The organism is Formosa haliotis, from assembly GCF_001685485.1.
GTDB classification, from domain to species: domain Bacteria; phylum Bacteroidota; class Bacteroidia; order Flavobacteriales; family Flavobacteriaceae; genus Formosa; species Formosa haliotis.
The window spans coordinates 1,124,495-1,140,469 of record NZ_BDEL01000001.1; the positions used below are offsets into that span (position 1 = coordinate 1,124,495).

Annotated in this window: 14 protein-coding genes and 2 pseudogenes; all 16 read left to right on the forward strand. The window is 32.1% G+C overall.

Going from position 1 to position 15,975, the window contains the following annotated elements:
- The first annotated feature begins 4 nt into the window (after positions 1 to 4).
- The 16 genes and pseudogenes from A9D35_RS04745 (at position 5) to A9D35_RS04840 (ending at position 15,856) form a co-directional block, all read left to right on the forward strand.
- Positions 5 to 688, forward strand: a complete 684-nt coding sequence (locus A9D35_RS04745; protein ID WP_066219713.1) for a DarT ssDNA thymidine ADP-ribosyltransferase family protein — start codon at positions 5 to 7, stop codon at positions 686 to 688.
- Entirely contained in the window at positions 685 to 2,220 is a 1,536-nt protein-coding gene (locus tag A9D35_RS04750; RefSeq protein WP_066219715.1) for an ADP-ribosylglycohydrolase family protein, read from the forward strand. The genes A9D35_RS04745 and A9D35_RS04750 overlap by 4 nt, the downstream gene beginning before the upstream one ends.
- Before the next feature lie 351 nt (positions 2,221 to 2,571).
- A complete protein-coding gene (locus A9D35_RS04755) occupies positions 2,572 to 3,222 on the forward strand; it encodes a hypothetical protein (protein WP_141675473.1) in 651 nt (216 codons plus the stop codon).
- Between the two features lie 132 nt (positions 3,223 to 3,354).
- Positions 3,355 to 4,197 (forward strand): Abi-alpha family protein, encoded by an 843-nt coding sequence (locus tag A9D35_RS18665; protein WP_066219719.1) that lies wholly within the window; start codon positions 3,355 to 3,357, stop codon positions 4,195 to 4,197.
- Between the two features lie 160 nt (positions 4,198 to 4,357).
- Positions 4,358 to 4,786 (forward strand): hypothetical protein, encoded by a 429-nt coding sequence (locus A9D35_RS04765; protein WP_066219722.1) that lies wholly within the window; start codon positions 4,358 to 4,360, stop codon positions 4,784 to 4,786.
- 871 nt (positions 4,787 to 5,657) lie between these two features.
- Positions 5,658 to 6,113 (forward strand): TPM domain-containing protein, encoded by a 456-nt coding sequence (locus A9D35_RS04770; protein ID WP_159427040.1) that lies wholly within the window; start codon positions 5,658 to 5,660, stop codon positions 6,111 to 6,113.
- 172 nt (positions 6,114 to 6,285) lie between these two features.
- Positions 6,286 to 6,537, forward strand: coding sequence for a hypothetical protein (locus A9D35_RS04775; RefSeq protein WP_066219727.1), 252 nt, complete (start codon positions 6,286 to 6,288; stop codon positions 6,535 to 6,537).
- A gap of 627 nt (positions 6,538 to 7,164) precedes the next feature.
- Positions 7,165 to 8,677, forward strand: a pseudogene (locus tag A9D35_RS19770) (IS1182 family transposase).
- Positions 8,678 to 8,899: 222 nt separating this feature from the next.
- Positions 8,900 to 9,298 (forward strand): cbb3-type cytochrome c oxidase subunit I, encoded by a 399-nt coding sequence (locus A9D35_RS04800; RefSeq protein ID WP_066219740.1) that lies wholly within the window; start codon positions 8,900 to 8,902, stop codon positions 9,296 to 9,298.
- Between the two features lie 512 nt (positions 9,299 to 9,810).
- On the forward strand, positions 9,811 to 10,449 hold the full coding sequence (locus tag A9D35_RS04805; protein ID WP_066219743.1) for a hypothetical protein: 639 nt from the start codon (positions 9,811 to 9,813) through the stop codon (positions 10,447 to 10,449).
- Positions 10,450 to 10,760: 311 nt separating this feature from the next.
- Positions 10,761 to 11,399: a suppressor of fused domain protein gene (locus A9D35_RS04810; protein ID WP_159427041.1), complete on the forward strand. Its 639-nt coding sequence runs from the start codon at positions 10,761 to 10,763 to the stop codon at positions 11,397 to 11,399.
- Between the two features lie 221 nt (positions 11,400 to 11,620).
- A pseudogene (locus tag A9D35_RS04820) lies at positions 11,621 to 13,134 on the forward strand (IS1182 family transposase).
- Between the two features lie 111 nt (positions 13,135 to 13,245).
- The gene (locus A9D35_RS04825) at positions 13,246 to 13,623 is read left to right on the forward strand and encodes a nuclear transport factor 2 family protein (RefSeq protein WP_066219753.1); all 378 of its coding nucleotides are present in this window, start codon (positions 13,246 to 13,248) and stop codon (positions 13,621 to 13,623) included.
- A gap of 27 nt (positions 13,624 to 13,650) precedes the next feature.
- On the forward strand, positions 13,651 to 14,043 hold the full coding sequence (locus A9D35_RS04830; protein ID WP_066219756.1) for a DUF1801 domain-containing protein: 393 nt from the start codon (positions 13,651 to 13,653) through the stop codon (positions 14,041 to 14,043).
- Between the two features lie 147 nt (positions 14,044 to 14,190).
- Positions 14,191 to 14,760: a hypothetical protein gene (locus tag A9D35_RS04835; RefSeq protein ID WP_066219759.1), complete on the forward strand. Its 570-nt coding sequence runs from the start codon at positions 14,191 to 14,193 to the stop codon at positions 14,758 to 14,760.
- 139 nt (positions 14,761 to 14,899) lie between these two features.
- A complete protein-coding gene (locus A9D35_RS04840) occupies positions 14,900 to 15,856 on the forward strand; it encodes an APC family permease (RefSeq protein WP_066219762.1) in 957 nt (318 codons plus the stop codon).
- Positions 15,857 to 15,975 lie beyond the last annotated feature (119 nt).

The following is a 15,975-nucleotide window of genomic DNA, read 5'->3' on the forward strand; positions in this document are numbered from 1 at the left end:
AACTATGAGTTTAAAACCAAACCATATAGAATTTCAGAATGAAATAAAACATAGAGAAATCGAGTGTTTAATTCATTTTACGCCAACCATAAATTTATTCAGTATTTTAGAAAATAATGAATTAATGAGTAGAGCTAAATTGGAAAATTTAGACATTGAGCAATTTGACATTTTAGATTATGTTCAATTTACAGATGACGTAAGATATGATGATAAAAATTATATTAACCTTTCCCTTTCAGGTCCAAATACCTTTTTATTTTCAAAATTTAGACAAAAAACTAAAGAGGACTTTACTATAAATTGGTGTGTAATTAAAATAAACCCTAAACATATTTACGATAGTGAAACTCTATTCGCAATCACAAATGCAGCTTCAAATGCAGCTAAAAGACAATACGGGATTTCGGGAGATTTAGATAAATTCAAAATGCTTTTCACAGAACAATTAAATATAAATGCTTACAATGGTATTCGCACTATTTCCAGAAATTCAGCTCACTCAAAATATCCAACTGATGTCCAAGCAGAAATATTAGTGAAAGATAAAATTTCATCAGATAGTATTTTAGCTGTTTGTTTTGAATCAGAAGAAAAAATGGCAGAAGCTAAAGCTGCAATGTCTTCTTTTGACACGAGTAAATTTATAGTTGATAAAGAAATATTTTCACCAAATCGTTCAATATGAAAGCAGAAACAAAATATAAAGGTAGCTTAAAGCTCGCAGCTATTGGAGATGCTTTAGGCTGGATGACTGAATTTGAAAAAAGTCAAACCACTTTGAAGAAAAAATTTGGAACTGATTACATTAATTCGTTTCACGACTGGGAAAAAAATGTTGGTGGTCGATTTTACGGTTATGTAGATAAACTTAATTCAGGTTCGTATTCTGATGATACGCAACTCTTACTTTCAGTGGCTCGTTCAATCAACAAAAATGGTTTTGTCGACCAAGAATATTTTGCAAAAAAAGAATTGCCTGATTGGTTACTTTATTCAAGAGGTGCAGGAAGAACTATAAAAAATGCAGCTCGAAAAATAGAAAGAAAATCAGCTAAATGGAATAATAACTTTTTCACATTTAAAGCAGGTAAGACTACAATTGACTACAGAGAAAGTGGTGCAAATGGTGCTGCAATGAGAATCTTGCCAATTGCATTAGCAAATTTCGGAGAGCAAGATAAAATCAAAGAAGAAATTTTTGGTAATAGCATAATTACTCACGGACATCCACGAGCAATATTAGGAGCTATGCTTTATGGGTATTCCGTTGACACTATTTTGAGGTTTAATCCAGAAAATTTTAACTATAAGAACTTTCTTACTGAATTAGGGAAAGACATTCATAAAAAATTCTCAATCGACTTTTTAGATAGTCCAAAATTAAAAAGTTGGGAGATTGAATGGAATAAAAATTCTAAAGAACCTTTTAGAATTTTATTCAAATCTATTGTTGATGAAACACAAGAATATTTAAGAACAACTTATAAATTGATTACGAATAATTCATCTGATTTTGATGCATTATCTAAACTTGGTTGTTACAAAAACGAGACAAAAGGTTCAGGCACTTCTACTGTAATTGCAGGTATTTATTTAGCTTGTAAATACTCTAACGAACCCTTAAAAGGAATTGAGCAAGCAGTAAATTCAATTGGAACTGACACAGACAGTATTGCTGCATTTGCAGGTGGTTTAATTGGTGCTTTACACGGACAATCTATTATTCCTTCAAAATGGAAAAACGTTCAAGACCTTGATTATATTGATGCAATTTCAATTCGTTTACTTGAGATTTCCGAAAGTCGAGCAGAATTTAATAAGGCAATAAGCACAAAAAAAACAAAATCTATTTCAGAGATAGAAAATGACAGTTTTGAAATTAACGAAAGAGTCTTTCTTGAAACTTTAGGAGATGGAAGAATTGAAGCAATTGACAGACAAAAGACTTTAACAAAAGGAAAATACAATCTGATTTTAGATGTTCAATTTGATAATGGACAGTTTTGTCGATTTGCGAAATTATTAAGTATCGTAAAAGAAAATGAATCTGAATTATTTACCGAAAGTTTGGAAAAAAAAGTCAACTTATGGAATGGTCTTAATTTAGATTACAAATCAAAAGAACGAATTGAGAAGTTTATGGAATCTCTAAACCAAAAGGGTAAAAAGGAATTTAAGGAAATAATAAAGTTAATAGAAAAAAGAATCCAACGCTAAAAGCCATACACATTTGCAATTCGCTTCAGCCAAAACACAAGCCCAAAATTGCAAAAGAGTATGTCTTGCCAACGGCTCAATTCCGAACTAAATAAGAAACATCGGAAAAACAAGCTGAACGTAAAAAGCACTATGCACAACAACGTGTATAAAACATAGCTTTTATAGGCTTTACGAGAGGTTTTTGTATATTTACAAAGTACGCCAAGTTTTTTATTTGGTTATATTTATAAAAGAAAATAAAACATAAAAATAAAAAATTTGGCTCGTGCTAAATCCGAAGAGTTAGTGTTTATTTATACGCTACGTTTCATACACAAGACCGTTGTAAGTAATTTTAACACTTCACCTTTGAAAAATATTTATTGGATTTTAATACTGATTTCTTTTCAATCATTCGCTCAAAACGAACAATGGTTTGATTTTGAATTAGACAAAAACGTTAGGTTTAAACTGCCTGCTGAAAATACCAATCTTTTCGATTCTGAACAGGACGGAATAAAAATGTACGAACTATCAGCTAAAAAAAATGATATCGTTTACAGTGGAAATAAAATGCTGATTGAGGAACAAAGTCTACCTAATTCCAAAGAAGAATTAATTAGTCTTTATGATGAAGCAGTTCCCAACATTTCAAAAAGCTATCCGAATACAACGGTTTCGAAAAAAGAAATTAACAAAAATGGTATTATCGGACAAAAATTGACCTTGACTGACATCAGTGGAAATCGACTTTATGAATCGGAAGTTTATTTAATGAACAATCAATTGTTCTTGTTTAATTGTATTTCAAAAAATGATACGGGAATTACAGACTCTGACTATTTTTTTAATCAAATTTCATTACCAAAAAACTCTGTAATAAATCAAATAACTGGTAAATCTGACTTTTGGAAATTGTTTTCCGTTTTTAAAACTGAATTGCTGATTTTATTGGGAATTGTCGGATTGATAGTTGGAATAACACTAATAAGAAAAAAAACTACTTACAACAACGTGTAAGCGCAATAACGGCGGAATTTTCTACCGAAAATTCTCGCCTTTTTGCTATCTTGGTTGCGTCAGCGGAAAATACTCGCGTATTTTCCCGTTACTGACGCTTACACAAAACCGTTGTAAAACATTTGACAAAATATGAGCGAAAATAAAGGACTTGACCTATTTGGAATTAAACCAATTGCATCAGCAATCGATTCTACTGTTAAAAAAAGTTTAGAAGGAATAGAAGGATTTTTATTATTGACTTGCAAACCTGCTTTAGGTGAAATTGGACAAATGGCTCAAGATAAAGTTCGCTATTGGAGATTAAACAACACCATCAAAATGCTCGAGAAAGCTAAAGGAAAGTTGGACTTCCAAAATGATAGTTTTGAATTAAAATCTCATCCAAGAATTGGACTTTCGATTATCGAAAATAGCTCTTTAATTGACAATGATTTTGTCTTAGAATTATGGGCAGGGCTTTTCGCTTCCTCTTGTACCTTAGACGGACAAGATGACGAAAATTTGATTTTTGTTGATATTTTAAAAAGCTTAACTACAGCACAGGCGAAAATAATTCAATATGCTGTTGAAAACTCGAGAAAAGTACTTTATCCCAATGGTTTGGTCACGACAGATGGAGACTTAAAAGTTCACGCTGAAGATTTAAAAAGGATAACTGGAGTTCAAAATATACATAGAATTGACAGAGAGCTTGATAGTCTGAATTATATGGGGCTTATTCCGTCATTATCAGGTGGTTTTGATGCATCTGGTCCAGAATTGGTAGCAAATATTTGTCCTACGTATTTGGCATTAAGTTTATATATAAGGTGTCAGGGTTCTTCACTAGACCCAGACATTTATTGGAAAGACAACTTAATAACAGAAGCGGAAATCAAAAAGGAAAAAGAAGAGATTGCAAAAAAAGAGGCGGAGGAAAGAAGAAAAGAAGCCGAGAAGAAGAGAAATGAAAGAAATAACAACAAACAATAAAAACGTTTTACAACAATGCCTATAAGTAATTGCTTGTTCTCGTCTACTTCTGAAAATCCTTGCGGATTTTCAGTTTGGTGCGTACTTGCAAAGTTAAGTGCTAAACCACGCAACTACTCATAGCCGAGACCGTTGTGCACTATTTGAGAAAAACCGAAAAATGAATAAAAATTCGACTGACATTAAAAAAGTATTTGAAAGTTTCATTTTAGATTTTGTCAAAAAGGACAAACAAGACAGAGTTTTTCAATTTCTAAAAAAAGAAAAAAATTGGTGGAAAATAACGAATGAATTTCACTCTTCTACTTTATTTGACAAAAGCGTATTGAAAGATATTAAGCCGAATGAACAATACAGCGAACCGATTTACAATGAATTAATAAAATTAGGAGCAGAAACTGAATGTTACTCTCTACTCGACTATTTGGAGAATAATGAATATGAGTGCGACCTATCTGAAAAACTATCTGATTCTGTAGGATTTTTAGTTGAGACAATTATTTATTGTCCGAAATCTGGAATTGGATATTATGAAGGTGGACACGCAAAAGACAGATATATTTTAAAAAAAAATAACAAACGGAATTGACTAAATAAACGGAATAAAAACAGTGCACAACACCGTATATAATTTATTGCTAGTTCTAGCCTACTTACGAAAATCCTCGCGGATTTTCTATTCGGTTTTTATTTGCTAAATTACGTGCTAAACCACGCAACAAACCATATACAAACACGTTGCGTTTAATATGAATGACTTTCGGTCATCCCCCAAACTTTGCGGCTTGCTTCGAGGTTTTTTTTTATTTATAAAAATCAGTTGATTTAAAAACGAGTTAAGGAGAATTTCAAAACGCAAACTGTGCGCTAGAAATCGTTGAGAGCGCGCTCTCAAAACGTTTGCAACGTTAAACAGTTTGTTTTAAGTTATTGAAAAAAAATGAGAAAGTCAAGTTTTTGGTGTTATTTAACACTGCCAACGATCTGATAACAAGATATTTATAGTCGACCATGTCAATAGCTTAAGATTTTTATAAATTTTTAAACTGCACCGGAATCGAAGCAAGTTTTATTTTAAGACAAGTCATATAAAGCTTTATATAACCAATCTTAAAAGAAAATCAAGTTTGGGTACTGGTCACCTTATGTAGCGTCCTCCATACACCGTATTTAGTGGAAGAGAGAAGATTAAAGATCCAGGTATAAAAAAAAGAATTTAAAAAGCTATAAAAGACTGGAAAATAAAAAATACTAAACACAACAGCGCATATAAAAAATAGCAGTTAAGAGCAAAAACGAAATATAATTTATAAATTTAAAACCTGTGACGATACGAAAAGTTAGTTTGTAGATCCTGCTACTTTTCATATTCGCCATCGTTGTACACAATACGAAAAATGACATTCCGAAACATATTTGTAATTTTAATTTTGATTTTAGTTTCGTGCAAATCAGCCAAAGTGGAAACCCAAACTGAAAAGCCGAAATCTGAAATAATTGTGTCGGAATTCCCGAAACAAGTCGGTTTTGTAAACGATTTTGAAAATATTTTTACCGAGGAGGAAATTAAATTTTTGGACAATTTACTGATTTATTATAAAGAAAATTCTAATAGACAAGTTGCAGTAATTACAATAGATTCGATTCCAGAAAACACGGAATTTGAACAGTACGCAATCAAAATGTCTGACAATTGGAATGTTGGAAAAAATAATGACGGAAATGGACTTACTGTTGTGTTGAGCAAATCGTTGAGAAAAATAAGAATATCAACCACTGAGAAAACTCGCTACTATTTGACAGATGAATTTTGTCAAAAAGTAATCGACGAGAATATGATTCCTGAATTTAAGAACGGAAAATATTATGATGGACTTTTACTCGGACTGAATGAATTAATAAGAAAATGGATATAAAAGTACTGTGTACAACAACGTGTATAATTAATGGCTTATTCTCGCCTACTTACGAAAATCCTCGCGGATTTTCTATTCAGTTTTTATTTGCTAAATTAGGTGCTTAAACACGCCACTAATCATACACAAACACGTTGGCATTCATTGAGCGGAACCGTTAAAAAGAATAATAATGAGTAATTTAAAAGACATTAAATCAGCAATTGAAAAATATGTGAATGAATCAAATCTGACTGAATTACAAATTGTTGAGAAACTCGAAAAACACTACTTTGACAAAAAGATAAACGAGAATTTAAAGTTGTATAAAAAAGGAAAGAAAAAAGTGAGTGAAATAACAAAAGACCTAAAAATATCGCCACGAAAATTTTACGGAATTTTGGAAAAGAAAAATATTGAACATAAGAAATATAAAAAAGAGTAATTTAAAACAAAACGTTTGACTTTTAGTTCGTTTGCGTAATCAGAAACTGAACTAAAAACCAAAACCTGAATTGAATGCGGAACTGCTAACTCAATCGGAATTGAAAAAATATATAAAAATCAAAATATGAAAAATATCTTTATTTATTATCTGACAATTTTGACACCACTAGCTATTATAATTTGGTTAATCAAAACCGAATCAATAAGTTCGAAATATTTTGTAGGACTATTATTTTTCTATTTATTAATTTTTAGAACTTATATAGATGGAAAAAGATTATCTGACAAAAATGTAATTCCTAAAAAAGATATTTGGAAAATGATAATTCCGGGAAAACACATTGAGTATTTTAAGGAACTATATCTGAAATAAAATCAGAACTAAAAATATAGTGGAATAAAAACAACGAAATGCCAACAACGTATAAAATTAATTGCTAGTCCAAGCCTACTTACGAAAATCCTCTCGGATTTTCTATTCGGTTTGTATTTGCTAAATTAGTTGTTCAAACCACGCAACTAATCTTATACAAAACCGTCAGACTGTCTAATAACTATTGCTTTTTTAGTTACATTTTTTAGAAGTTCTCAAGTAATTTCCAGGTGATTTTTGTATCTTTTAGTTATGAAATTCATACCTGGAAAAGACCGAAAACAGACCTGCCTTTTTCCTGTTTCTCTTGATGATTCAATAGATTCCGAGAATAGCGTAAGGTCTATAGATCAATTTGTAGATTCACTTAACCTTGCAGAACTAGGATTCCGTTCAGACTTTACCGAAAACGGTCCTCCGGCCTATAACCCAGCTGTTCTTCTCAAACTTTACATCTACGGATACATGAACCGTATTCGTTCTTCAAGACAATTAGAAAAAGAATGCAGGCGTAACATTGAAGTCATGTGGCTGCTCGAATCGCTAGCTCCCGATCACAACACCATCAGCAATTTCAGAAAAGATAATGCAAAGGCTATTAAAAAGTGTTCTTTGCTACCGTGCAAATGGCACGTAATTTTGGGCTTATAGGGGCTACACTTATTGCTGGAGACAGTACTAAGTTTAGAGCTCAGAATAGTAAGAAAAACAATTTTAATAAGAAGAAAATACAGCGCCACATAGATTATATTGACAATAAATTAGAACAATACAACAAAGCTCTTGAACAAAGTGATAGTGAAAATGAAAAAGAGGTAATTAAGAAAGATATTGATAAGCATCAAGGTCGCAGAAAAGAATACGAAAAACTAAATGCACAGTTGAAGGCTTCGGGAGAACCACAAATTTCTACCTCTGATCCCGATAGCAAGCATTTAATTGTGCGTAACAATATTACTGAAGTTGCTTACTGTGTACAATCTACTGTAGACGCAGATCACAATATTCCGTTCGACTACTTGGTTACCAATAAAAACGACTCCAAGGCTATGGGACAGATGTTACAGAGAGCTAAAACTATTTTAGGAACGAACACCTTTACGGCGCTCTATGACAAAGGATATCATACGGGAAGTGAATTTAAAACTGCTAATAAACTAGGTATTAAAACCCTTGTTGCTATCCCTGGAATAGGAAGAGCATCGCAAGCTCCAGATCCTAACTATAACTCAGAACATTTTAAATATAATAAAGAACACGACACCTATACTTGCCCACAAGGAAACATACTTAAAAGTAATGGCAGTACTTATAAAGGGCGTAATTATCGTTTCAAACAATACAAAACAAACAAATGTAAAGCTTGCCCCGCAAGAGCATTATGCACAACGTCTAAAGCAAATGGAAAAGTAGTACAACGCAGTGAATTCCATAAATATATTGAAGCCAACGCAAAGAGCGTATTGCAAAATCCTGATGCTTATAAAAAACGCCAAGCCATTGTAGAGCATCCTTACGGAACCATAAAACGCCAGTGGAGTTTTGATCATATTATGACTAAAAAACGATGCAACGCGCTAGTGCAGATGTAGGGTTTATGTTTATTGCATATAACTTAAAAAGAATTTGGAATATCATTAGAAAAACGAATACACCTCGTGTTCAAGATCACTGGTCTTTAATTAGGCTTATAACAACTGTTCTAACAGGTTTTGAAGAAGCTTACAAACAAAATTCAAAATATAGAATCTTAGCTCCCATCTAATAGAAAAAACTGTATTTTAGTAGAAATATATAAAATTGCAGTCGGTTATTAGACGGACTGCCGTTAGCCACAAGTTAACTAAATCAACAAAATTTAGTGAATAATTGAACTTTTTAGATTTTTAACGAATGAAAATCTAATCCGAATGCAAAACTGAAATTGAGAAATGAAAATCCTAACTGATAAACCACATCTGATTTTTTAATCTCCATTCCGATTATAATGCTGATTGGAATTTTAAGTGGAGATGCAGCATTGGACATAAATATTCACGACACCTACTATGTTATTGCTCATTTTCATTTAGCAATACTGATTTCAATACTTTTTGGAATAATTGGAATTGGATATTGGATTATGCAAAAAGCGGATAGAAAACTATCAAAATGGCTGAATTGGATTCACATTGGACTGACTTTTGGCGGAATAATACTCATTCTAATTCTTTCCCAATTATATCGAGAACCAAAAACTGATACAATACTTTCAGATTTTGACTTTAACCAGAAATTGGACATTATAATATTTATAATATTATTGATTACGATATTTGGACAAGTTATCTATCCAATAAATTTAATAAGCGGAATAATAAAAAAGCGAAAAAAAACCAGTGGCTAACATCGTATATAATTTATTGCTAGTTCTAGCCTACTTACGAAAATCCTCGCGGATTTTCTATTCGGTTTTTATTTGCTAAATTACGTGCTAAACCAAGCAACAAACCATATACAAAACCGTTAGCTACAATTTCAAAACTCACTCAAACGCGGATTTAACGCCAAGTTTTACGATAAATTTATCACTCAAATTCAACAAAAAAATAATTCTTGATTTTAGAATTTTAAAGGTTTAATTAAAACAAAACCTCAAACCGATTTTTACTCAAACGGAATTAAAATCTTCAAAAAATTAAACATAAAATAAATCTTCTGGAATTTCTCACTCAGTCGGTTTTTGGAAATTTAATCAAAATTAATCCTGAAAAGAAAATATAAATTATCTAGAATTGATCACTCAAACTGATAAAAAAAGAAAAATTTAAATGGCTGAACTGAACGGAAAATAAAAACTGTAGCTAACACCGTTTATAAAAATGCTTACTTTAGTTCAAGCCTAAGTCTTGTGCCCTTTTGTTTGCTTCTGATTTTCCTTCGGAAAATCCTCGCTGCCAAAATCGCACATTTCATAAACAAACACGTTACCACACATTTGAGAAAAATAGTTTTCATATTGACAATTTTAGTTTTCCAACAAAATCTTTACTCACAAAAGAAATCGTTGGAAAAGTGGAATATTATATCTCAAATAATTACGACATTCCATCATTTGCTGCTTCATCAGAAAAAACAATAAAGTACCTAAATTCTCGTAGACAACAAATAGAATTAATTCAAGGAAATTCAATTACAGAAATTAAAACTGACACAACTGGAATTTTTAAAATCAATATAAAACTTGACGAAAATCTTAAGATAACAGTCAATAAAAAGTCTAAGCTATTGGCATCTGAATTTCAATTTAGTTCAAATCAATTAAATGACACTTTAAAATTAAGAATTACGGACGAAAAAATGGACATTTACAAAGACTCCATTGCTTCTCCTAAATTTTATAATATGTATAGCGAAAATCAAGCGTATTCGGACTTTGAGAATGGAAAAAAACGGATTCTAACTGGAGCTGGTTTTGTATCAAAAGAATCATCAATGCGGAGAAAAAAATTATCAAAGAATACGGGTTTGAATACGAACCTATTCACGGATGTATAATTTTAAGTTCTGAATCTCGAATTATCTATCGTTATAATAAAATAATGAAAAAATTAATAGGAATAAAAAACGTGTGGTAACACCGTGTAAAAAACATTGCTTATTTTAGTTAAGCCGTTTGGTCGTTGCTTTGCTTGCTTGCATCTGATTTTCCTTCGGAAAATCCTCGCACACAAACACGCAACGTTCCTTACACATAAACGTTGCCAGTAATATGAGGAAACCAAAATCAAATGAAAATAATGAACTATAAAACTATCTTTCTGATTTTTGTTTCAACAATTGTGTATTCCCAAAATGCCGAAAAAAATATGAGTAATAAAGTACCTAATAGTGTTGAAATTGTTGACAGTCATTTAGACCAATTCTTTGATGAAGATGCAGACATTGTTGTATTTGACGAAATAGAATCTGAAATAATTCACAGAGACATTTTTTTCATAAAAGCTACAGAAGATAGACCTTATCACATTTTGTTGAGCTGTGGAATGAGTGCTTTACCAATGAAAGTACCTGAAGATATTGAATCATCTGAATTTGCAGAAGTTATGATATTGTTGCCAAAGGAATGGAATTTAGAATATGAATCTTTTAGTGACGAACGAAATTATTGGCCAATTAGAATAATGAAGGAATTGATGATGTTACCACATCCGAATAAAACTTGGTTAGGTTTTGGACACACTTTCGGACACGAAGATGATGATGAACTTGCAGAAGGAATTGGATTTAATTCAGTAATGTTAGCCAGCTCAATGGAATTATCGGCTGATTTTACCGAAATCGAACTTGAAAATAATAAAGTGATTGACATTTATACTTTAATTCCACTTTACAAAGAAGAACTTGAATTTAAAAAACAAAATAGCGCAAGTGATTTACTTGAAAAATTTGACAAATTCGGAATTGAAGAAATTGTAAAAGTTGGAAGAAAAAATGTTTGCGAATAAAAAATACTACTGGCAACAACGTGTATAATTAATGGCTAGTTCTCGCCTACTTACGAAAATCCTCGCGGATTTTCTATTCGGTTTTTATTTGCTAAATTAGGTGCTTAAACACGCCACTAATCATACACAAAACCGTCAGACTGTCTAATAACTATTGCTTTTTAGTTACATTTTTTAGAAGTTCTCAAGTAATTTCCAGGTGATTTTTGTATCTTTTAGTTATGAAATTCATACCTGGAAAAGACCGAAAACAGACCTGCCTTTTTCCTGTTTCTCTTGATGATTCAATAGATTCCGAGAATAGCGTAAGGTCTATAGATCAATTTGTAGATTCACTTAACCTTGCAGAACTAGGATTCCGTTCAGACTTTACCGAAAACGGTCCTCCGGCCTATAACCCAGCTGTTCTTCTCAAACTTTACATCTACGGATACATGAACCGTATTCGTTCTTCAAGACAATTAGAAAAAGAATGCAGGCGTAACATTGAAGTCATGTGGCTGCTCGAATCGCTAGCTCCCGATCACAACACCATCAGCAATTTCAGAAAAGATAATGCAAAGGCTATTAAAAAGTGTTCTTTGCTACCGTGCAAATGGCACGTAATTTTGGGCTTATAGGGGCTACACTTATTGCTGGAGACAGTACTAAGTTTAGAGCTCAGAATAGTAAGAAAAACAATTTTAATAAGAAGAAAATACAGCGCCACATAGATTATATTGACAATAAATTAGAACAATACAACAAAGCTCTTGAACAAAGTGATAGTGAAAATGAAAAAGAGGTAATTAAGAAAGATATTGATAAGCATCAAGGTCGCAGAAAAGAATACGAAAAACTAAATGCACAGTTGAAGGCTTCGGGAGAACCACAAATTTCTACCTCTGATCCCGATAGCAAGCATTTAATTGTGCGTAACAATATTACTGAAGTTGCTTACTGTGTACAATCTACTGTAGACGCAGATCACAATATTCCGTTCGACTACTTGGTTACCAATAAAAACGACTCCAAGGCTATGGGACAGATGTTACAGAGAGCTAAAACTATTTTAGGAACGAACACCTTTACGGCGCTCTATGACAAAGGATATCATACGGGAAGTGAATTTAAAACTGCTAATAAACTAGGTATTAAAACCCTTGTTGCTATCCCTGGAATAGGAAGAGCATCGCAAGCTCCAGATCCTAACTATAACTCAGAACATTTTAAATATAATAAAGAACACGACACCTATACTTGCCCACAAGGAAACATACTTAAAAGTAATGGCAGTACTTATAAAGGGCGTAATTATCGTTTCAAACAATACAAAACAAACAAATGTAAAGCTTGCCCCGCAAGAGCATTATGCACAACGTCTAAAGCAAATGGAAAAGTAGTACAACGCAGTGAATTCCATAAATATATTGAAGCCAACGCAAAGAGCGTATTGCAAAATCCTGATGCTTATAAAAAACGCCAAGCCATTGTAGAGCATCCTTACGGAACCATAAAACGCCAGTGGAGTTTTGATCATATTATGACTAAAAAAACGATGCAACGCGCTAGTGCAGATGTAGGGTTTATGTTTATTGCATATAACTTAAAAAGAATTTGGAATATCATTAGAAAAACGAATACACCTCGTGTTCAAGATCACTGGTCTTTAATTAGGCTTATAACAACTGTTCTAACAGGTTTTGAAGAAGCTTACAAACAAAATTCAAAATATAGAATCTTAGCTCCCATCTAATAGAAAAAACTGTATTTTAGTAGAAATATATAAAATTGCAGTCGGTTATTAGACGGACTGCCGTTGGCAACAAGCTAAAGAAACATCGTGCTGAAATTAAAATTCTGTAAAATGACAAAAATTGTTTCAAGTCCAAATTGTGGAAACTCACCGAAAATGGAATTTCTAAAAGAATTCAATATTGCTTTTGCAAAAGGAAACGTGGAATTTATTGTCGAAAGCGTAACTGATGATATTGTTTGGAACATCATTGGCGACAAAAAAATCGAAGGAAAAGAAACGTTTGCGAAGGAATTGGAAAAAATGAAATCCAAAAAGGCGACCGAATTAATAATTGACCAAATTTTATCGCACGGAAAAGAAGGAGCTACAAACGGAATTATGAAAATGCAAAACGGAAAAAAATATGCGTTTTCGGACTTTTATAAATTTAAGGGAGCAAAAGGTGTTAAAATAAAATCAATAACATCATACGTAGTTGAAATTTGAAGCAATTGTATAACAATGTTGACAAATATGAACAGAGAAATAAAAGAATATAACGAAAAGCAAGAATTTGAGGACAAAGAAATTTGCAACCAACTTGCTCTGATTATAAACAGAGAACTAACTGATGCAGAAAGCAAAATTTGGCATCGACACCCAGTTTGGTTTTTAAATGGCAATCCAATAGTAGGTTACAGCAAACAAAAAAAAGGTTTAAGATTAATGTTTTGGAGTGGAGCCGACTTTGAAGAAGAAGACTTGAATATTCGAGGCACAAAATTTAAGGATGCTTCAGTTTTTTATAAATCCGTCACAGAAGTTGATGAAACTAAATTAAAACGATGGCTCAAAAAGTCCAAAGAAATTCAATGGGATTATAAAAACATCGTAAAAAGAAAAGGAAAACTCGAAATATTGAAATAAAAAGCCAGTTGCCAACAACGTATAAAATTAATTGCTTGGTACGAGCTTGCTTACGAAAATCCTCGCGGATTTTCTATGCGGTTTGTATTTGGTAAATTCGTTGCTTAACCACGCAACTAATCTTATACAAACACGTTACCTGTAATTATGAAAAACATCCTGCTTGCCATCATATTAATACCAATTTTGACTTATTCCCAGTCCTCCAAGACTTATTTAGAATTAGTTGATAACGCAAAAACAAAGAAAAGTGCGGAACAAATTGAAAAGTTGATTGTTGGTACGTGGGAGTTTCAAAAATTGACAGATAAGAACGGGAAAACAATTGCGGAAGTGAAACATATCGTGAATGACACAATTACAGCGACTGAATTTGTTTCTCGACCTAATATGCGAATTGAAAAAGACAAAACGTATGAGCTATTTGGTTGTGAAAATGCAGCAAACTGTGAAAGCGGAATTTGGGAATATGACTCAAAAGCAAAGATTTTTAAAATGACTTTTGACAAACCAAAATACAACGTGCCAATTGACAAACTTGCACCTGGCCTTTTGGAACAATTAAAAAAATCTGGTACTTTAATTGAGTTTACCAATAGTGAAATAGAAATAGCGAAAATCACTCAAACGGAATTGAAAATATTTGAATTTTTAGAAAGTGATGGAAAGGAATTAAAATATAATTTAAAAGTATATAAAAAAAATAACTACAGGTAACAATGGCTATAATTCATTGCGGTTGAATTCCTAATCGGAATTCAACGCATTTTTGCTATCTTCGAGCTGCGGCGGAAAGAATCCTGCGGATTTTTCCGCAACGAAATTATAGCCGAGACCGTTGCCACCAATTTCAAAAATGAACAGACAATTAAAGAACATACTTATTGCAATTGGAATTCCAACTCTTTATGCAATAGTTTTAAGATTAGCTTTCGGAGTTAAAGATTGGAATGAATTATTTTCTGTAATGTCTGTTACATTCCTTTTTCTTCTTCCAACAATAGTCGGTGCATTAACCGTTTATCTTTCAGATAAAAATAAAGTTGAAAAACTATGGTATCGAATTTTCACACCTTGGATTCCAATAATTTTATTTCTCATTATCACACTTGTTTTAGCAATTGAAGGTTGGGCGTGTTGGTTAATGATTCTTCCTGTTTTCTTAATAGCTGCATCAATTGGAGGATTAATTGGAGGTTATTTAAAATTAAAAAGAAGAAATGACAGACTAAACATTTCGTTACTAATTCTTATTCCATTCCTAATTTCACCAGTTGAACAATTAATTGAAAAGATTCCAGGAACATATAAAGCTTATACTTATATAGATATTAATTCAAATGCTGAGAAAATCTGGGAAAATGTAACAAGAGTTAAAACGATTGAAAAAAATGAAGATACTGGATATTTGACAGAATTTTTGGGATTCCCAAGACCTTTAAAAGCTGAATTAAATTATAATGGAGTTGGTGCTTATCGAGAAGCAATTTTCACAAACGGACTAATATTCAGAGAAACCGTTACAGAATATGAGGCGAATAAGAAAATGGTCTTTTCAATTAAGGCTAATACTTACGAAATACCATCTACGACTCTTGACGAACACATTCTAATCGGAGGAGAATATTTTGATGTACTAAATGGGACATATGAACTTGAAAAACTTACTGAAGGAAAATATCGTTTACATTTATATAGTAATTTCAAAATGAATACAACTTTTAATTTTTATGCTGGTTGGTGGGGAAAAATAATAATGAAAGATATTCAAAACAATATACTGAAAGTTGAAAAGAAACGAGCAGAAGAATAAAAAACTGGTGGCAACACCGTATATAATTTATTGCTGGCTTCTCGCCTACTTACGAAAGTCCTCACGGACTTTCTTGGTCGGTAATTATTTACTAAATTAGTTGCTTAAACCACGCAACA